General features: G+C 68.5%; 19 protein-coding genes. All 19 read right to left on the bottom strand.

Going from position 1 to position 17,633, the window contains the following annotated elements; genetic code table 11:
* Nucleotides 1-15: 15 nt before the first annotated feature.
* Complete coding sequence (locus tag AC5P99_RS12305) at nt 16-1,254, bottom strand: beta-ketoacyl-ACP synthase (protein WP_049459613.1); 1,239 nt, start codon at nt 1,252-1,254, stop codon at nt 16-18.
* The gene (locus AC5P99_RS12300) at nt 1,254-1,985 is read right to left on the bottom strand and encodes a 3-ketoacyl-ACP reductase FabG2 (protein WP_088429563.1); all 732 of its coding nucleotides are present in this window, start codon (nt 1,983-1,985) and stop codon (nt 1,254-1,256) included. The genes AC5P99_RS12305 and AC5P99_RS12300 overlap by 1 nt, the downstream gene beginning before the upstream one ends.
* A complete protein-coding gene (locus AC5P99_RS12295) occupies nt 1,982-2,437 on the bottom strand; it encodes a hotdog family protein (protein ID WP_099527223.1) in 456 nt (151 codons plus the stop codon). Before AC5P99_RS12295 ends, AC5P99_RS12300 begins: the two co-directional genes overlap by 4 nt.
* Nucleotides 2,434-3,618, bottom strand: coding sequence for a beta-ketoacyl-[acyl-carrier-protein] synthase family protein (locus AC5P99_RS12290; RefSeq protein WP_005411598.1), 1,185 nt, complete (start codon nt 3,616-3,618; stop codon nt 2,434-2,436). The genes AC5P99_RS12295 and AC5P99_RS12290 overlap by 4 nt, the downstream gene beginning before the upstream one ends.
* Entirely contained in the window at nt 3,615-4,172 is a 558-nt protein-coding gene (locus tag AC5P99_RS12285; RefSeq protein ID WP_005414865.1) for a DUF3261 domain-containing protein, read from the bottom strand. Before AC5P99_RS12285 ends, AC5P99_RS12290 begins: the two co-directional genes overlap by 4 nt.
* On the bottom strand, nt 4,160-5,410 hold the full coding sequence (locus tag AC5P99_RS12280; protein WP_043034447.1) for an NAD(P)/FAD-dependent oxidoreductase: 1,251 nt from the start codon (nt 5,408-5,410) through the stop codon (nt 4,160-4,162). The genes AC5P99_RS12285 and AC5P99_RS12280 overlap by 13 nt, the downstream gene beginning before the upstream one ends.
* 52 nt (nt 5,411-5,462) lie before the next feature.
* The gene (locus AC5P99_RS12275) at nt 5,463-7,838 is read right to left on the bottom strand and encodes an MMPL family transporter (protein WP_495213198.1); all 2,376 of its coding nucleotides are present in this window, start codon (nt 7,836-7,838) and stop codon (nt 5,463-5,465) included.
* Nucleotides 7,810-8,439: an outer membrane lipoprotein carrier protein LolA gene (locus tag AC5P99_RS12270; RefSeq protein ID WP_088435764.1), complete on the bottom strand. Its 630-nt coding sequence runs from the start codon at nt 8,437-8,439 to the stop codon at nt 7,810-7,812. Before AC5P99_RS12270 ends, AC5P99_RS12275 begins: the two co-directional genes overlap by 29 nt.
* On the bottom strand, nt 8,436-8,867 hold the full coding sequence (locus AC5P99_RS12265) for an acyl-CoA thioesterase (protein WP_005411603.1): 432 nt from the start codon (nt 8,865-8,867) through the stop codon (nt 8,436-8,438). Before AC5P99_RS12265 ends, AC5P99_RS12270 begins: the two co-directional genes overlap by 4 nt.
* Nucleotides 8,854-10,404: an HAL/PAL/TAL family ammonia-lyase gene (locus tag AC5P99_RS12260; protein ID WP_088435763.1), complete on the bottom strand. Its 1,551-nt coding sequence runs from the start codon at nt 10,402-10,404 to the stop codon at nt 8,854-8,856. The genes AC5P99_RS12265 and AC5P99_RS12260 overlap by 14 nt, the downstream gene beginning before the upstream one ends.
* Nucleotides 10,394-11,335, bottom strand: coding sequence for a lysophospholipid acyltransferase family protein (locus AC5P99_RS12255; RefSeq protein ID WP_049417925.1), 942 nt, complete (start codon nt 11,333-11,335; stop codon nt 10,394-10,396). The genes AC5P99_RS12260 and AC5P99_RS12255 overlap by 11 nt, the downstream gene beginning before the upstream one ends.
* Before the next feature lies 1 nt (nt 11,336).
* A complete protein-coding gene (locus AC5P99_RS12250) occupies nt 11,337-12,107 on the bottom strand; it encodes a glycosyltransferase family 2 protein (protein ID WP_049448222.1) in 771 nt (256 codons plus the stop codon).
* Nucleotides 12,097-13,782: an ApeI family dehydratase gene (locus AC5P99_RS12245; RefSeq protein ID WP_495213197.1), complete on the bottom strand. Its 1,686-nt coding sequence runs from the start codon at nt 13,780-13,782 to the stop codon at nt 12,097-12,099. The genes AC5P99_RS12250 and AC5P99_RS12245 overlap by 11 nt, the downstream gene beginning before the upstream one ends.
* Nucleotides 13,775-14,326 carry a COG4648 family protein gene (locus AC5P99_RS12240; protein WP_005414874.1) on the bottom strand — a complete coding sequence of 184 codons (552 nt, stop codon included), beginning with the start codon at nt 14,324-14,326 and terminating at the stop codon, nt 13,775-13,777. Before AC5P99_RS12240 ends, AC5P99_RS12245 begins: the two co-directional genes overlap by 8 nt.
* Nucleotides 14,327-14,348: 22 nt before the next feature.
* Nucleotides 14,349-14,606: an acyl carrier protein gene (locus tag AC5P99_RS12235; RefSeq protein WP_005411609.1), complete on the bottom strand. Its 258-nt coding sequence runs from the start codon at nt 14,604-14,606 to the stop codon at nt 14,349-14,351.
* Between the two features lie 17 nt (nt 14,607-14,623).
* Nucleotides 14,624-14,881, bottom strand: coding sequence for a phosphopantetheine-binding protein (locus AC5P99_RS12230; RefSeq protein ID WP_005411610.1), 258 nt, complete (start codon nt 14,879-14,881; stop codon nt 14,624-14,626).
* Nucleotides 14,868-15,665 carry a lysophospholipid acyltransferase family protein gene (locus tag AC5P99_RS12225; protein WP_005414875.1) on the bottom strand — a complete coding sequence of 266 codons (798 nt, stop codon included), beginning with the start codon at nt 15,663-15,665 and terminating at the stop codon, nt 14,868-14,870. The genes AC5P99_RS12230 and AC5P99_RS12225 overlap by 14 nt, the downstream gene beginning before the upstream one ends.
* Nucleotides 15,658-16,401 (bottom strand): beta-ketoacyl synthase chain length factor, encoded by a 744-nt coding sequence (locus AC5P99_RS12220; RefSeq protein ID WP_049448217.1) that lies wholly within the window; start codon nt 16,399-16,401, stop codon nt 15,658-15,660. Before AC5P99_RS12220 ends, AC5P99_RS12225 begins: the two co-directional genes overlap by 8 nt.
* Before the next feature lie 217 nt (nt 16,402-16,618).
* Nucleotides 16,619-17,632, bottom strand: coding sequence for a cytochrome d ubiquinol oxidase subunit II (gene cydB / locus AC5P99_RS12215; protein ID WP_005414876.1), 1,014 nt, complete (start codon nt 17,630-17,632; stop codon nt 16,619-16,621).
* Nucleotide 17,633 lies beyond the last annotated feature (1 nt).

Here is a 17,633-nt window from a genome sequence, read left to right as displayed (position 1 = left end):
GGATGGGACGGTGGATCATTCGCTCCAGCGGCGGAACACCAGCGAGGTGTTGATGCCGCCGAAGGCGAAGTTGTTGCTCATCACGTACTCGGCCTGCAATTCGCGGCCCTGCCCGGTGATGAAGTCGAGCTGGCCGCAGCGCGGGTCAACCTCGGCCAGGTTCAGCGTGGGGGCGAACCAGCCGGCACGCATCATCTCGATGCTCAGCCAGGCCTCGAACGCACCGCAGGCACCGAGCATGTGGCCGACGTAGCTCTTCAGCGAGCTGATCGGTACGCGGCTGCCGAACACCTGCGCGGTGGCCTGGGTCTCGGCGATGTCGCCGTGATCGGTGGCGGTGCCGTGGGCGTTGACGTAGTCGATCTGCGCCGCCTCCAGGCCCGCATCCTCCAGCGCCAGGCGCATGGCCTGGGCCATGGTGTCGGCGCTGGGCTGCGTGACGTGCTGGCCGTCGCTGTTGGTGCCGTAGCCGACCACCTCGGCAAGAATGGTGGCACCGCGCGCCTGCGCGTGCTCCAGGTCTTCCAGGATCAGCGTGCAGGCACCCTCGCCCAGCACCAGGCCATCGCGGCCGGCATCGAACGGGCGCGGCGTGGTCTGCGGCGCGTCGTTGCGCACGCTGGTGGCGAACAGGGTGTCGAACACCGCCGCAGCGGTAGCGTCGAGCTGCTCGGCACCACCGGCGACCATCACCGTCTGCTTGCCGCTACGGATCGCTTCATAGGCCGCGCCCACGCCCTGGCTGCCCGAGGTGCAGGCGCTGGAGGTGGTATAGACACGCCCGGAAAAACCAAAGAACACACCGATATTGACCGGCGCGGTATGGCTCATCATCTTCAGGTAGGTGGTGGCGCTGATGCCTTCGGTGGTGAATTCGTTGAGCATGCGCCCGAACTCGCCGGTGGCTTCGTGGCTGCCCGACGAGGAGCCATAGGCCACGCCGGTGCGACCGCTGCGCAGCACCGGGTGCTCGTGCAGGCCGGCTTCGCGCAGCGCCACTTCGGTGGCACGCACCGACATGATCGCGACCTTGCCCATCGAGCGGGTGGTCTTGCGGTTGTAGTTCGGCGGCAGCGCGAAGTCCTGCGCCGGCGCAGCCAGCTTGGTGTTCAGCCCGGCATAGACATCCCACTCGGGCATCGCGCGCACCGCGTTGCGGCAGCTGCGCAGGTGCGCCTCGATGGTCGGCCAGTCATGGCCGAGCGGACTGATCGCGGACGCACCGGTCACCACGACGCGACGATCGGTGGCCATCAGAGCATGCCCCCGTTCACCGAGATCACCTGGCGGGTGATGTAGCCGGCCGATTCGGACAGCAGGAACGCCACCGTGGCCGCCACTTCGTCGGGACGGCCGACGCGGCCGGCGGGAATCAGCTTGAGCGCGTGTTCGATCACTTCATCGTTGAGCATTTCGGTCTCGATCAGGCCCGGGGCCACGCAGTTGACGGTGATCTGGCGGCTGGCCAGTTCCAGCGCCAGGGCCTTGGTGGCACCGATGATGCCGGCCTTGGCGGCACTGTAATTGACCTGCCCGCGGTTGCCGGCCAGTCCGGACACCGACGACAGGGTGACGATGCGGCCCGGCTTGCGCCGCCGCACCATCGGCATGATCAGCGGATGCAGCACGTTGTAGAAGCCATCCAGGTTGGTGTGGATGACCTGGTCCCAGTCTTCCGAAGAGAGCGCCGGGAAGGCGCCGTCGCGGGCGATGCCGGCATTGCAGACCACGCCGTAGTACGCGCCGTGCGCTTCGACATCGGCCTCCAGCGCGGCGCGTGCGGCCTCGCGGTCGGCCACGTCGAACATCAGTACGCGGGCCTGCTGGCCCAACGCGTGGATCTCGGCCACCACGGCCTGTGCCTCATCCAGGCGGCTGCGGCAATGCACCACCACGTCGAAGCCATCGCGCGCGATGCGCAGCGCGATGGCCCGGCCGATGCCCCGGCTGGCGCCGGTCACCAGCACGCTTCGATTCCCTGTCATGCCTGTCCACTCTCCAGATAGGCCATCGCATCGGCCGGTTCGAACACCGACACGTTGGCTGTCGCCCATTCGTCCTCGCCCGCCAGGATGCGGCAGGCGAACATCCCCAATCCATTGTCACCCAACAGCTCGCAGCGCGCCTGTACGCGCAGCCGCGAGCCGCTGGGGAAGCTGCAGCGCACGCTGTTGTAGCGGCGGCTGCCGAGCAGGAAGCCCAGCTGCGGAGGCTTGCCCGCTGCACGCGCACGGCAGCCGGCCCAGGCCGCGATGGCCTGTGCCATGTATTCGATGCCCACCCAGGCCGGCACTTCGTGGTTTTCCACGAACAGGCCGGCCTCGGGCACCACCAGTTCCGCCTCGATGGTGTCCTGGTCCCAGTGCGTGATGCGCTCCAGCAGGCACATGTCCTGGCGGTGCGGTACCACCTCTTCAATTGCATACAGCATGTTCATCGACGCTCCAGCGCCAGCACGGCATTGCTGCCGCCGAAGGCGAACGAATTGCTCAGCACCCGCCGCGGTGCCTGCGCCAGGCGGGTGGCTGGTGCGACCAGCGGCAGTGCCGGCAGCGCGGGGTCTGCCACGCCGTCCCACCAGTGCGGTGGCAGTTGCTGCTGCGGGTTCTCGGCCAGCACGATCCAGCACAATGCAGCTTCGATCGCGCCTGACGCACCCAGCGTATGGCCGGTCAGGGGCTTGGTCGAACTGGCCCGAATGCCGTTGCCCAGCACCTGCGAAACCGCCAAGCTTTCCATCGCATCGTTGTGCCCGGTGGCGGTGCCATGCAGGTTCACGTAGTCCACTTCATCGGCCGCCCAGCCGGCGCGCTGCAGCGCCTGCTGCAGTGCATCGATGGCACCCAGGCCCTGCGGGTCCGGCGCGGACATGTGGTGGGCGTCGGCCGATTCGCCCCACCCGGCCAGGCACACCGGGCCCGGCTCGCGGGTGAGCAGGAACAGCGCGGCGCCCTCGCCGATGTTGATACCGGCGCGGTGCTGCGAGAACGGATTGCAGCGCAGGGCCGACACCGATTCCAGCGCACTGAAACCGGCCACGGTGAAGCGGCACAGCGAGTCCGCGCCGCCTGCGATCACGGCATCGACGATACCGGCTCGCAGCATGCGTGCAGCCGACATCAATGCCTTGGCACTGGACGAGCAGGCGGTGGACAGGGTCCACGCGGGCCCCTGAGCGCCGCTGCGCTGGCGCACGAACTGCGCGGCAGTACCCATTTCCTGCTGGGCGTAATCGAAGCCCTGCGGCCACTGGCCCTGTTCGGCGTGGGTGCGCAGGGCCTGCTCGGACTCACCAATGCCCGAGGTGCTGGTGCCCAGCACCACCGCCACGCGCTCGGCGCCATGGCGGGTGATCGCGGCGGCCACCGCCGGAGCGATCTGCGCCAGTGCCACGTCCAGCAGGGCGTTGTTGCGCCCGCGCAGGGCCACCGGCAGTTCCTCCAGCGCCGGCAGTGGCGTGCGTACTTCTCCCAGCGCCAGGGTGCGCCCCGGCAACAGGCTGTCGTTGTCACTGAGCCCGCCCGGCACGTCGGCGAACATCGCCGACGCGACAGCGGCGCGGCCATCGCCGAGCGCGCAGACCACGCCCAGGTCGTTCAGGTAGATCGGTGCACTCATCGGTCCTGTCCGGCCATGTCGATCGATTCGATGCGCAGCGCATAGCCTTCGGCACGGTTGTCCAGCTGCACGCTGCCATCGTCCAGGCGCTGCAGTTGCAGCCACACCGTGCCATCGCGCGACAGGCTGCGCTGCTGGCCGTCGTCGCTGACCTGCCAGTCGGCCGGCAGCGCGGCGGCGATGGCCGCGGTCGGCCACAGCGCGAACTGCAGGTCATCCAGCACACGCTCGGCACGTACCTGCGGCGGCAGCCACGGCGCGCGCTGCTGGGTCAGCTGCTGGCCGTCCCACTGCAGGCGCACGCCGGTCTGGCCCATCGCCTGCACCGCCAGCTGCACCTGCTGCGCGTCGGCCTCCAGCAGCGCGTCGAGGTCGCGCTCATGGCTGCCGAAGCGGAAATGCAGCTGCTGCTGCAGGGCCAGCGGCGCCGGCAGGCTGGCCGGCGACAGCCGCAGCGGCGGCAGCTCCACCTGGGGCTTGGGCATGCGCCCGGCACAGGCGGCCAGCAGCAGGCACAGCAGCAGGGCCGCAGTACGGAAGATCAGGCGCTGCACAATTCCTCCAGCACGCGCATGCGGCGACCACTTTCATCGGCCACATACGGATTCTTGGTGTCCCAGGCGTAACCGGCCAGGATGGAGCTGATCATGTCGCGCACTTCGGGCTGCTGCTGCGGGTGGTAGATGATCTTCTGGAAGCCGCCCTGGTACCAGCTTTCCACGAAGCGGCGGAAGGTCTTCACGCCGGCGCGCAGCGGGATCGAGAATTCAGCTTCCCAGTCGACGGTTTGGCCGGCATAACGGCGCTTGAGGCACTCGCTGGCCAGCTGCGCGGACTTGAAGGCAATGGTCACACCGGACGAGAACACCGGGTCGAGGAACTCGCCGGCGTTGCCCAGCAACGCGTAGCCGGGGCCCCACAGCGAGCTGACATTGGCCGAGTAACCCGTGATGCGGCGCACCGGCAGCACCGCCCATTCGGCATTGGCCAGCAGGCGGGTCAGGTTGGGGTCCTCACCGACGATGGCCTGCAGCTTCTGCAGGTCGTCGCCTTCGTAGCGCTCGAAGAACGACGGCTCGGCGACCACGCCCAGCGAGCAGCAACCGTTGGAGAATGGAATCGTCCAGTACCAGACGTCGATGTGTTCGGGATGGGTGGTGATCAGGATCTTGTTGCGGTCGAAGTCGGCTTCGGCCGGAATGTTGTCGCGCACGTGGCAGAAGATCGCGCCGCGCACCGGGAAATTGGATGGCGATTCCAGCTGCAGCAGGCGCGGCAGCAGGCGCGCGAAGCCCGATGCGTCGAGGATGAAATCGGCCTCGATGCGGTATTCGCTGCCATCCGGGCGGCGCACGTTCACCGCAGGCTGTTCACCGGGTTCGACCGACAGCACTTCATCACCGAAACGCAGCGTGGTTCCCATGCGCTCGGCGCCGCGTGCCAACACGTTGTCGAAGTCGGCGCGCTGCACCTGGTAGGTGGTACCCCAGCCCGGCGAGAACTTCTTCCGGAAGTCGAAGGCAGTACGCGCTTCACCGTGCACGAAGGCCGCGCCGTTCTTGTACTGGAAGCCGGCCTCGACCACATCCTGCAGCAGCCCGGCTGCTTCGATGTACTCCATGCTCTGCGGCAGCAGGCTTTCGCCGATGGAGAAGCGCGGGAACTGCTGGCGCTCCAGCATCAGCACCTGTCGGCCCTGCTGGCGCAGCATCGCCGCGGCCACGGAGCCGGCCGGGCCTGCGCCGATGATCAGGATTTCAGTGCGTTCGACAGCATCCACAGCAGTACTCATCGGGGCGTCCTTGTTGCTCGATCAGGGGAAAGAAGAAAAGCGGAAGGCGGACTCAGGCCGGCGGCAGGTCATGCGGTGGCGGCCGGAACAGTGGCGAGATCAGCCAGACCAGGCCGATGCCGAACAGCAGGGTCAGGCCGAACGCGCGCAGCGCCGGGGTCTGCGACAGGCCCAGCAGGCCGAACGACAGCCAGGTGCTGGCCGCACCCACGCAGACCGCCAGCCATGCGCTGGCATCGCCACGGTGTTCGATCAGGAAGATGCCGTAGTCGATGCCCATGCCCAGCAGCAGCATCAACGCCAGCACGTTGAACAGCTGCAGCGGCTGGCCGAACAGGCCCAGCAGGCCCAGGGTCAGTGCGCCGGCAATCAGGGTGGGGGCAAATACGCGCCAGGCCTGGCGGCGGTAGCGCAGCCACAGCGCACCGAACACCAGTGCGATGCCGACCAGCAGCAGCCCGCCCATCAGCTTGCGGTAGTGGCCCAGCAGCTTGGAGAAATCGGAGGTGCGGTCTACCCAGCGCACGCCGGGCAGGCCTTCGGCGGCACCCTCCAGCGTGGCCAGGGCATCGGCGCGCGACAGGTCATCGACCATCACCACGCTGATCATCTGCCCACCGACTTCACCCACCCACAGGTGGCGGAACGGCTGCGAGGCCGGCGAGGCCAGGAAGGCTTCGGCGGTGAGCGGCGCGGCGGCGAACTGCGGTCGCTGCAGCGGCTCGCCCACCGCCTCGGACACGGCCGACAGCACGCTGGGTTCCACCTTCGCGGTCAGCGCGGCATCGGCCTGCTGGCGCGCCGGCGACGGCAGCCAATCGCTGATCGCGCGATAGCCGCCAATGCGCTTGTCGGTGGCCAATACACGCAGGCGCTCGGTCAGTGCTTCCTCGCGCTGCAGCAGCTGCGCGGCATCGACACCCTGCACCAGGTAGAACTGCGCCGGACTGGGCATGCCCAGCAACTGGCTCAGGCGGATCTGCTGCGCCATCAATGCCGGCGGCGAGGACTGCAGGCTGCGCAGGTCGTCGTTGCTCTGCAGGCGCACGATGCCGATGGCGGACAGTGCCAGCGCGACCACCACGAAGACCGTCACCGCGCGGCGGCCATGCAGCCGCGGGAAACGCTCCAGCGTATTGCCCAGCCACTTCGAGAAGCGGGTCTGGCGGATCTCGCCACCGTCGAGCCACGGGAACCAGAAGATCACCGTGAGGAAAGCTGCGGCCAGGCCCACCACCGAGAACAGCGCCATCTGGCGCAGGCCGGGGAACGGGGCCAGGCCCAATGCCAGGTAGGCCAGCGCACTGGTCAGCAGGGCCAGCCACAGGCCGGGCAGCAGATGCCGCAGCAGTTTCCAGCGACGATCGGCCGGTTCGGCCTGGCGCGAGGCGAACCAGTGAATGCCGTAATCCTCGGCCACACCCACCAGCGACGCACCAAACACCAGGGTCAGCACATGCACCTTGCCGAACACCAGCACGGTCACCGCCAGCGCCACGCCACAGCCGATCAGCAGCGAGGCGGCCACCAGCAGGATCGGGCGCAGCGAGCGGAATGCCAGCCACACCAGCAGCAGCACCGCCGCCAGCGACCCCCAACCGATGGTGTTGATCTCCTGGTTGGCCTGCACCGCGGCGGCCTCGGCATGCAGCGGCACGCCGGCATGCAGGATTTCAAGCTCAGGCGCCGCCGCCGTGGCGGCCTGCCCGGCACGTTCCAGCAGGCCATCGAGGTGGCGCTCGCCATCCAGCTGGAACGCCGAACCGGGCGTATCGAACTGCAGCACGGCCCAATGCCTGCCCTCGGCTTCAAGCAGGCCGTCATCGCCCAACCGCAGGCCCGAACCCTGCGCCTGCTGCTGCCACCACTGCGGCCACAGCGACAACGGATCCTGGCGCCATTCAGTCAATCGCGGCGCACCCATCGGCCCATACAGCGCAGCCAGCGCCTGCTCGGCCAACACGCCCGGTTCGCTGCCCTGCAACTGCTCGCGCTGGGCCGGTGTCAGCAGGCGGTCGCGGTACGGCGCGTAGAACGCGCGCGCCTCGTCAAACCAGCCTTCGATCGAACCGCTGGGTACCAGCAAGGCGTGGTCGGCATCCTTGGCCATGGCCGCCGCAAAGGCCGCCTGCGCGCGCTTCGCAGCCGCGCTGTCCTTGCTGCCGAGCAGCACCACGACCTGCCGCGAACTGCCATCGGCAATGCGCCGGGTGACGTCGCTCAACAGGCGGTCGTGCGCATCCTGCGGCAGCAGGGCGAGGATGTCGGTGTCGATCCGCGATTGCTGGCTCCACAGCTGCCACTGCTGTGCGCCCAGCGCCAGCAGCACCAGCAGCCAGGCAATGCCCAGCCAGTGCCACCAGCGCCGCAACCGGTCCGGTGCGTTCGATGCCACGGCCTCACTCAAAGCGGCGGGCCTCGTCGGCATTGAGCGTGGCCGGCGCCTCGCTCAACGCGCTGAACTGGATCTGCGTGCGGTCCTTGTTGGCCTCGACGATCTCGACCTGGCGCACGTAGCGGTCGCCCTGCAGGGTCAGCGATTCGAAGGCCTTGGCGAGCATCGCCGACTTCGGCGTCAGGCGCAGCCGCCAGCCCTGCCCTTCACGGCTGGCTGCCACGTTGAACTGGCTGGACAGTGCCTGCACGTCGCCACTCATCAACGCGAACATGATCGCATTCACCGAACGCATCGCCGGCTGCTGCCGCGCGTCCAGTTCGACGCGGGTGCTGCCATCACGCTGCCGGCTGAGGATGCGGTCGGCGGTGACCACTACTTCCGAGGGGAACGGCTTGAGCGTGGTCCAGATCACGCCGTGCTGGCGCGCGACCACGAACCGGCCCTGCGAGCGCAGCGGGTTCCTGAAGCCACTCACCTGCTTTTCCTGGCTGAACTGGCCACGCAGCACATCCGGCCGCGCCACCGCCTGGGTAATCGCATCGATGGCAGGGTCGGCCGCCTGCACCAGTGGTGGGGCCACCAGCAGCAGCGCGCACAGCAGCGCACGCGCGAAACGGTTCGCTTGGTTCATGGCGCAGGCACTCCCAGGCGTTCCCACAGTACCGGCGGGCACTGGTACAGCATTTCCTTGCTGGCCGCGTCCACCGCGACCTGGATGGTCATCGCCCGGGTCAGCACCTGGCCGCTTTCCGCATCGAGGATTTCGTACTCGATCTTCAGCCGGTTCTCCCATTCCACGATGCGCGCGACCACGCGCAGCGCCTGGTTGAACAGCAGCGGGCGCACGTACTTCACCCGCGCATCGACCACCGGCCACAGGTAGCCCGATTCGAGCATCTGCGGGTAGTCGTAGTCGTAGCGACCGAGCAGCGCGCAGCGCGCGATCTCGAAGTACTTGAAGTAGTTGCCATGCCAGACCACGTTCATCGGATCGCAGTCATGGAAGGCGGGGGTCAACGCAATCTCGCCAACCCGTTCAATGGCCTCATTCACCGGCATACAGCTCCCAACGTTGCGCGCGGATCTCCACCAGCAGTTCCCGCAGTTCGCGATCCAGCGCGCGGTCTTCCTCGACCAGGGCGATACGTTGCCCCAGGTCGGCGTACATATCGGCCAGACTGCCATGCAGCTGCGCATTTAGGCCAACCCGTTCACGCAGGGCCAGGCCCTGGCGCGCGGTGATCAGCATTGCCGCCACCACCTGTTCGGTCAGCTCGATCACGCGCAGGCAGTCGCGCGCGGCGATGGTGCCCATGCTGACCTTGTCCTGGTTGTGGCATTCGGTGGAACGCGAGAACACGCTGGCCGGCATGGTCTGCTTCAGCGCTTCGGCAGTCCAGGCCGACACGCTGATCTGCAGTGCCTTCAGCCCATGGTTGATGGCCGCGCGCGGACCGGTGGCCGCCGACAGGTTGGCCGGCAGGCCATGGTTGTAACGGGCGTCCACCACCAGCGCCAGCTGTCGGTCGAGCAGATCGGCAACGTTGGCCACGGTGTTCTTCAGGGTGTCCATCGCCAGCGCGATGTGGCCCCCGTAGAAGTGGCCGCCATGCAGGATGCGCTCGCCGTCGGCGTCGATCAGCGGGTTGTCGTTGGCGCTGTTCAGTTCGGTCTCGATCAGCTGGCGCAGGAACGGCAGGCTGTCCTCCAGCACGCCGATCACATGCGGTGCGCAGCGCAGCGAGTAGCGATCCTGCAGGCGCTGTTCATTGCGCGGCGGGCGCTCGCTGTGCAGGTCGCTGCGCAGGCGCGCGGCGATGCGGCCCTGGCCCGGGTGCGGCTTGGCTGCGAACAGGGTTTCGTCGAAGTGGTGCGCGTTGCCGTCGCTGGCCAGCACGTTGAACGCGGTCAGGCGCGTAGCCATTCGTGCCAGGTAGTCGGCGCGCTGCCAGGCCAGGCAGGCCAGGCCGGTCATCACCGCGGTGCCGTTCATGATCGCCAGGCCTTCCTTCGGCCGCAGCTTCAGCGGGGTCATGCCGATCTTCGCCAGCACGTCCGCCGCCGGCTGCACGCGGCCGTCGTGCAGCACCTCGCGCTCGCCGCACAGCACCGCCGCCACGTACGACAGCGGGGTCAGGTCGCCACTGGCACCGACCGAGCCTTCGGCCGGAATCATCGGCAGCACGTCGTGCTGCAGCAGCGTGGCCAGGCCTTCCAGCAGCGGCAGGCTTACACCGGACATGCCGCGCACCAGAGAGGCCAGGCGCGCCGCCAGCACCGCACGGGTCTCGACCGGGTCCAGGTAACGGCCCAGGCCGCAGCCATGGTAGGTATACAGGTGGTGCGGCAGTTCAGCCACCAGTGCCGGCGGGATGTTCACCGTGCACGAATCGCCATAGCCGGTGGTCACACCGTAGATCACGCCATCCTCGCGCAGCAGGCGGTCGAGGAAGTCGGCACCACGCTGGATGTGGGCGCGGAATGCCGGCGCGTCGCTCAGTGCGGCCTCGCACTGGCGCTGGGCCAGGGCAACCACGTCTTCGATGGTCAACGGTGCATCGCCAAAGCGGCACACGGGTACGGCGTCAGTCGTCATGCGGAGCCTGATCCCAGAAGGGGAAGAAATTGAACCAGTCCAACGGGGACTGGATGACCTGGAGTTCCAGCCAGCGCGCGAAGCGCTGTGCCTGTTCGGCCAGTGCCGCATCGCGTGAGCCGCGCGGCAGCACGATGCGTTCGGCGAACTGTTCGAATGCCACGCGGTAGCCCTCGCCCTGGTGCAGGCAGGCCATGGTGTAGACCGGGCAGCCCAGTGCAGCGGCGAGCACATAGGCACCGATCGGGAACGGGGCGCGGTGGCCAAGGAAATCGGCGGTGACGCTGCGTCCGCCCTGCACCGGCGTGCGGTCGCCGACGATGGCGACGAAGCCCCCCGCCGCGACGCGCTCGGCCAGCATCACTGCCGTGGCCGGGCCCATTTCGGTTACCTGCACCAGTTCCACCGCCGCCAGCGGGTCCAGCCGTTGCAGCAGGCGGTTGAAGCGCTGCGCATGCGCGGTGTGCACCAGCACGGTGATGCGGAACCCCGGCACCTGTTCGGCCAGCACCTGGCACAGTTCCAGGCAGCCGATGTGTGCGGTCAGGATCAGCCCGCCTTCGCGGCGCGCGATCTTCTCCAGCACCAGGTCGCGATGCAGGTGGATGCGTTCGGCCGGATAGCGCCCGCCCAGGCCGAGGATCTTGTCCAGCATCGTGTCGGCGAAGGCGAAGAAGTGGCGCAGGCTGTCGCGCCGGGTCGGCGCACGGCCCAGCACACCGCTGTGTGCCTGCAGGCGCTGGAGGTACTGCATGGAGGCCTGGCGGCCGACGCGGTTGCCCAACCAGTGGCAGGCCACCACCGGCCACACGCACAGGCGGAACGGCCAGCGCCCGAACCAGCGGTGCACCCAGCACAGGAACAGCACGCCGGCCACCGACGTCGATTCGCCGATGTCGGCCCAGTGCGGAGCGCCCTGCGCGGCCGCCATCTCAGCGCTGCCCGCGCAGGCGGCGCCACAGCAGGCGCGGTGCGCGCCAGAGCATGCCGAAGAACAGGCGGGTATGCATGCGGCTGATGCGCACGTTGTCGCGCCACACATCGAAGTGCGAGACGCCATCGGCGGGATAGGTCACCCGCGTGGCCAGGTGCTCGACCGGCAGCTGTCGCCAGTACAGGCGCACCATCACCTCGGTATCGAAATCCATGCGGCGGCCGATGGTCTCTTCACCGATCAGGCGCAGCACCGGCGGCAGCGGATACACGCGGAAGCCGCACATGGTGTCGCGCAGGTGCAGCGACAGCGTGTTGATCCAGACCCAGATGTGGGTCGCGTAGCGGCCATATAGGCGCGCCTTGGGAACACTGGCGTCGTAGGCCGGAATGCCGCAGATCACCGCACCCGGGTGCGCACGCGCCGCCTCGATGAAACGCGGCAGGTCGGCGGTATTGTGCTGGCCGTCGGCATCGATCTGCAGCACGTGGCTGTAGCCACGCGCAGCGGCCTCGGCAAAGCCGGCCAGCATCGCGCCGCCCTTGCCCTGGTTGATGTCCAGGCGCAGCAGGTCGACGCCTTGGCGCTGTGCCAGCGAACGCAGCACCGTCGCGCACGCTTCATGCGAGCCATCGTCGACCAGCAGGCACGGCAGCCCGGCGGCCTGCACGCCGTCGACCACCGCCCCGATGGCGTGCTCATGGTCGTAGACGGGAATCACCACCAGTGGCGCGAACGCGGCACCGGCAACGGCCGGATCAGTCCGCATCGGCGAAAACCACCTTGCCGCTGGCATGCACACCGTGGCTGGAGGTGTAGCGGAACGCCAGCACATTGCGCGTGGCATCCCAGTCCAGCTGCAGGGTCAGCTCATCGCCCGGGCAGGCCACGTGCTGGAACTTCACCGCATCCATGCGCAGGAATCCGGCTGGCATGCTGAACGCCTGGCGGCCAAAACGCACGGCCCAGTCCAGCTGCGCCACGCCGGGCAGGATCGCCGCCTGCGGGAAGTGGCCCTGGAACGGCCGCAGCGCCGGGTCGAGGGTCATGCGCAACGTAGCGCTGGCAGCATCGCGGTGATCCCAGACCGGCACCGGCATGAGCGGCTGGAACAGCGCCGCCAGTGCCGCCTGGGTGACCTTGCCCTGTGCATTGATCGGCAGCGCCTTCACCAGGCGCCAGCGACGCGGCCGGGTGACCGCGTCATGCGCCTGTGCCAGGCGCGCGCCAAGGCGCTGGCCCAGCGCGCGGCGCGCGGCGTCACCGCCCTCCAGCAGCGCCAGGCTGGCCGGTACCACCACCGCTGCCAGCTGCTCACGCTGTCCTGGCAGGACCAGTACTCTCACATCGTCCACTTCGGTGTCTTCGCGCAGCGCGCGTTCCAGCGCATCCAGCGAAACGCGGCGCTCCTCGATCTTGACGATGCGGTCGGCGCGGCCCAGCAGGCGGAAGCGGCCATCGGCCAACGCTTCCACGCGGTCCTGGGTGCGCCGCCAGTCGAGGGTTTCCAGATGCGCCGAGGCGACGGCCAGGCAACCATCCTCGATGCGCCACTGCACGCCCGGCAACGGCTGCCACGGTGGCAGGTCGGTATCCCAGCGGCGCCAGGCGATACCACCGGTTTCGCTGCTGCCGTAAACCTCGGTCGGTGCCACGCCCAGCCATTGCCGTACCTGGCGTGCGGCTTCTTCGGGCAGCGGGCCACCGGAGGAGAACACCGCGCGCAGGCGGCCGTGCAGGCTGGCCCAGTCGAGCTGCTCGGGCAGGCGCTTGAGGTGGGCTGGCGTCGCCACCAGCACCGTGTCGGTACCGGCCAGCGCACCCACCAGGTCTTCGTGGAAGAACCGGCGCGGATGGATCAGGCGGCCGGCGGCCAGCGGCCACAGCACCCGGAACAGCAGGCCGTAGATGTGCTGGTGGGACACCGTGCCATGCACCTGCACGCCTTCCAGCTGCGCGCCGAACGCAGCCTGCAGCGCATCCACCTCGCGCGCCAGCTGGTCCATGCGCTTGTTGATCGCACTGGGCTGGCCCGTGCTGCCGGAGGTGAACACGCACAGCTCGCAGGCGCGCTCGTCCAGCACCTGCAGTTCGCCGTCCACGCCAACGGTGGGGGCAACCAGCGCTCGGTAGTCGGCGGAAACATCGCCGGCGAAACCGCTCACCTGTGGCTGCAGCGCCTGCAGCGTGGCCGGCAGGTTGTCGGCAGCCAGAAACACCCGCTTGCCGGCATGCCAGGCGCCGAACAGCGCAGCAGCGAAGGCCACCGCATCATCGAAGTACAGGGCCCAGTCACGGCCATCGGCAGCAGCAAAGGCCGCACGCCAGGCCAGCACCCGCTGGCGGAAGCGGGCATGGTCGATCACCTCGCCATCGCACACGCCGATGCTGCGCTGCGGCTGCGGGTCCACCAGCAGCCGGTCCAGGGCAATCCACTCAGCCATGCGCGTGCGCTGCCTTGACCCGACGCCGCACCAGCCACTCACCTGCAAACAACACGCCCATCATCACGTACGCCAACAATCCGTTGTAGAGCATCCAGACCCGGTCCGACGCGTAAAGCGCGGTCAGCAGGGCCAGGCTGCCGTTGAGAACGAAGAAGCCACACCACACCTGGGTGACGCGGCGGGTATAGGCCACCGCGAATGCCGGCAGGTCCGGCTCCTGCAACCGCGCCAGGCGTTCCACCAGCGGCGGGCCGAAGCGCAGGCTGGTGCCGAACACCGCCAGCATCACCATGTTGACCAGCGCCGGATACAGCTTCAGCGGCAGGGCCTGGTTCAGCACGGTGGCCAACACGGCCAGCAGGCCGGTACCCGCGGCGGCGGCCCACCACAGCGGCTGGCGCGTACTCAGCGCACGCAGCAGGGCCAGGGTGAACAGCAGCAGCGACAGCCAGCGTGGCTCGAAACGGCCCATCGCCAGGTACACCAGCACCGGGTAGGCCAGCGAGATCGCAGCCACCACGACCGTGCGTGCGCGTGCCATGGCGGAGCCGCCGGCGCTGCGGTCAGGCGGCTGCCTGGTCCGGCAGCAACCCATGCACGACATCGACGATGTCCTGCACGGTGCGCACGGCCTTGAACGCTTCCGGCTGCAGGTTGCGGCCCAGCAGCGGCTTGAGCTGCACGATCAGGTCGACCGCATCGATGCTGTCGATATCCAGGTCGTCGTACAGGCGTGCCTCGGGGGTGATCCGGGCGGTTTCGATCTCGAAGCTGTCGGTCAGGATGCTGACGATGCGTTCGAACAGTTCATTCTTGGTCATGGCAATTCCTGGCGCCGTTACGACTGGCGGGCGGCGACGAACTCGCCGAGCGCGCGCACGCTGGAGAAATGGCGACGGGTTTCTTCCGAATCGGCCGAGAGGCTGACACCGTACTTCTTCTGCAGCGCCAGGCCCAACTCCAGCGCGTCGATCGAATCCAGGCCGAGGCCCTCGACGAACAGCGGCGCGGTCGGATCGATGTCCTCCGGCGTGATGTCCTCCAGCGAAAGGGAGGAAATGATCAATTCCTTGATCTCGTGCTCAAGTGCTTGCACGGGGCGGCTCTCCAGACAGGTCGAAATAACGAGAAAGGTGCTCGGTAACGCGGCGTGCCGCCAAGGCATCCCCCCTTGGCGAGTCGTCTTCGGCCAAGAAAGGCGCGATCGGGATATCTTCGCCGATCTGCAGCCGAACGTGAAAGCGACGTGAGGGGACACGATACCACTTCTGTCCCTTGGTCAGGGTTGGCGGGCTGCAGGTGATCCGCACCGGGGTGACGTCGATGCGGCCCCGTACGGCGATGTTGGCGGCCCCGCGCTGCAGGCGCGGCGGCTGCCCGGGCACGCTGCGGGTGCCCTCCGGGAAGATGACCAGGGTGCCGCCGGCATGCACCGCGGCCACGCAGTCATCGACCAGGCCGGCGCCATCGTCATTGGAGATGTAGCCGGCGGCCCGTACCGGACCGCGCATGAACGGGTTGCAGGCCACGGCCCGCTTGACCACGCAGTCGGCGTTGGGAAGCAGCGAGATCAGGCAGACCACGTCGATCAGGGTCGGGTGGTTGGCCAGCACCAGCAGGCCGTCACGCTGCAGGCGTTCACCGCCCTCGATCTCGTAGGTCATCACCCCCAGCCCGCGCATCAGCCGCAGATGGCTGGCGAACGCGACCTGGACCACGCGCCGGGCGCGCCGGCGACGGGCCACCGGGTCCCGCATCAGCAGCAGTACCGGCATCACCAGGACGCCGAGCAGCAGCCCGCCCAGGCCAAACGCAACAAAGCTCAGGCCGGTGCCAAACACCCGCCAGGCGTGGTCGAGGCGGCGCGGCAGCTCACTCACGGCGGCCCCAGCGCCAGCGCTGGCCATGGGCCACGTGCTCCAGCGCTGGCGCGCCGGACAACAGGAAGCGATGCAGGTCCAGCGCGTGCGGCAGCAGGCCGGGCACAGTGCTGGCCTGGCCGTCGGCCGGCTGCCACTGCAGCGCCAGCGTCGGCCGGCCCCCTGTTGGCGCGGTCAAACGCCAGCACCAGGCGAAGAACGGGTCGGGTTCGTCGGCGAACGTCGCGTAAACCTCCGGGAGCGGCGACTCGTAGACCACCACCCGCACCTCGCGGGCGCCATCGGCCAGCAGGCCGACGGCCTCCAGGCACGCGGCTTCGACCGTTGCCTGGCCAGCAGCCAATGCCAGGTAGTTGCCGCGATGGCCGCGGGCGATTGAATACAGCGCGGCGATCGCGTTGTGCACCGACAGGCCAAATCCGGTGGGCGACAACGGCTGGTCGCCGACCAGCGCCCCCAGCAGGTCCATCGAACGTGCGACGTCGCCATGGCGGCTGGCGAACACCAGCGGCACGTCGCTGTCGGCCCCCTGCCCGTCCTCGCACCAGCACGCGGTCTGGATCGCCATGCGGCCCAACCGCTCGATGCGACGGCGTTGCATTGCCGGAACCTCTGCCAGTGCCGGCGTATCCCCGCCGTGCGGCAGGTACGGCGCTTCGGCCCAGCCCAGCCACTGGCTACGCTCGCTCAGGCCGGGCGCCCACGCGGCCCAGTCGACGATGGAGAATTCAATCATTTAGCGTTGGTGCTTCAACGGGAGATCGATAGGCACGAGCCATTACGGCGACGCGCGGCGGCCCCCCATTCCTGCAGCCGTGCGTCCGTCCAGGACGTCGCCGGCTGCCCCCCTGGCTGCCGGAAAGGAGCGCACGCTAGCACGTCCCGCCCGGGGTGTGCAGGTTTCACATTCCCCAACACGGGGCCCGGCACCGGCGGGCCCCGCCTTCAACCCATCAGTGGTAACCGGTGTCGGCGTGCACCTTGCCGCGAAACACCCGGTACGACCACGCCGTATAGCCGAGGATGACCGGCAGCAGAATGACCAGCCCGACCAGGGTGAAGCCCAGCGAGGAGGCCGGCGCGGCGGCCTGCCACAGGGTCATCGACGGCGGCAGCAGGTACGGCCACATGCCCAGCACCAGGCCAAGGAAACCAAGCACGAACAGCGCCAGGCTGAGCAGGAACGGCGGCAGGTCGCGGCGCGGATGGGTCGCACTGCGCCACAGCGCGGCGGCCACCGCCAGGGTCAACAGCGGCACCGGCGACAGCCACCAGAAGTTGCCGTCGCTGAACCAGCGCGCCATCAGCCGCGAATCGAGGAACGGCAGCCAGCTGCTGACCAGGCCCATCGCTGCGATCACCGCCACCACCAGCGGCCGGGTCATCTGCCGTGCCAGCGCCTGCACGCGGCCTTCGGTCTTCAGGATCAGCCAGGTGCTGCCCAGCAGCGCATAGCCGGCTACCAGCGCGGCACCGGTCAGCATCGCGAACGGGCTGAACCAGGCGAACGGCCCGCCCTGATAGACACCGTCCACCAGCGGGATGCCCTGCACCAGGGTGCCGAGGATCACGCCCTGGGCAAACGTGGCCAGCAGCGAACCGAGTCCGAACGCCACGCTCCACAGCCGGCGCGACCGGTGTGCCTTGAAGCGGAACTCGAACGCCACGCCGCGGAACACCAGCGCCACCACCAGCAGCAGCACCGGCAGGTACAGCGCCGACAACAACACCGCATAGGCCTTCGGGAACGCCGCCAGCAGCCCGGCGCCGCCCAGTACCAGCCAGGTCTCGTTGCCGTCCCAGATCGGCGCGGCGGTGTTCATCATCAGGTCCAGCTGCTCCTCGTCCTCGGCGAACGGGGCCAGGATGCCGATACCGAGCACGAAGCCATCTAGCACCACATACATCAGCACGCCGAAGCCGATCACCGCGAACCACGCCACCGGCAGCCAGGTCATCAGGTCCATG

Source organism: Stenotrophomonas sp. YJH_SMC_80, assembly GCF_059372495.1.
This window is presented reverse-complemented; position numbering and strand designations above follow the sequence as displayed.

What these genes read in the sequence shown, in the direction of transcription:
- AC5P99_RS12255 (WP_049417925.1), bottom strand. Translation starts at nt 11,335, where the DNA reads ATGGCGGCCGCGCAGGGCGCTCCGCACTGGGCCGACATCGGCGAATCG.
- AC5P99_RS12300 (WP_088429563.1), bottom strand. Translation starts at nt 1,985, where the DNA reads ATGACAGGGAATCGAAGCGTGCTGGTGACCGGCGCCAGCCGGGGCATC.
- AC5P99_RS12240 (WP_005414874.1), bottom strand. Translation starts at nt 14,326, where the DNA reads ATGGCACGCGCACGCACGGTCGTGGTGGCTGCGATCTCGCTGGCCTAC.
- AC5P99_RS12235 (WP_005411609.1), bottom strand. Translation starts at nt 14,606, where the DNA reads ATGACCAAGAATGAACTGTTCGAACGCATCGTCAGCATCCTGACCGAC.
- AC5P99_RS12260 (WP_088435763.1), bottom strand. Translation starts at nt 10,404, where the DNA reads ATGACGACTGACGCCGTACCCGTGTGCCGCTTTGGCGATGCACCGTTG.
- AC5P99_RS12270 (WP_088435764.1), bottom strand. Translation starts at nt 8,439, where the DNA reads ATGAACCAAGCGAACCGTTTCGCGCGTGCGCTGCTGTGCGCGCTGCTG.
- cydB (WP_005414876.1), bottom strand. Translation starts at nt 17,632, where the DNA reads ATGGACCTGATGACCTGGCTGCCGGTGGCGTGGTTCGCGGTGATCGGC.
- AC5P99_RS12280 (WP_043034447.1), bottom strand. Translation starts at nt 5,410, where the DNA reads ATGAGTACTGCTGTGGATGCTGTCGAACGCACTGAAATCCTGATCATC.
- AC5P99_RS12290 (WP_005411598.1), bottom strand. Translation starts at nt 3,618, where the DNA reads ATGAGTGCACCGATCTACCTGAACGACCTGGGCGTGGTCTGCGCGCTC.
- AC5P99_RS12265 (WP_005411603.1), bottom strand. Translation starts at nt 8,867, where the DNA reads ATGCCGGTGAATGAGGCCATTGAACGGGTTGGCGAGATTGCGTTGACC.
- AC5P99_RS12250 (WP_049448222.1), bottom strand. Translation starts at nt 12,107, where the DNA reads ATGCGGACTGATCCGGCCGTTGCCGGTGCCGCGTTCGCGCCACTGGTG.
- AC5P99_RS12295 (WP_099527223.1), bottom strand. Translation starts at nt 2,437, where the DNA reads ATGAACATGCTGTATGCAATTGAAGAGGTGGTACCGCACCGCCAGGAC.
- AC5P99_RS12275 (WP_495213198.1), bottom strand. Translation starts at nt 7,838, where the DNA reads ATGCCGACGAGGCCCGCCGCTTTGAGTGAGGCCGTGGCATCGAACGCA.
- AC5P99_RS12220 (WP_049448217.1), bottom strand. Translation starts at nt 16,401, where the DNA reads ATGATTGAATTCTCCATCGTCGACTGGGCCGCGTGGGCGCCCGGCCTG.
- AC5P99_RS12245 (WP_495213197.1), bottom strand. Translation starts at nt 13,782, where the DNA reads ATGGCTGAGTGGATTGCCCTGGACCGGCTGCTGGTGGACCCGCAGCCG.
- AC5P99_RS12305 (WP_049459613.1), bottom strand. Translation starts at nt 1,254, where the DNA reads ATGGCCACCGATCGTCGCGTCGTGGTGACCGGTGCGTCCGCGATCAGT.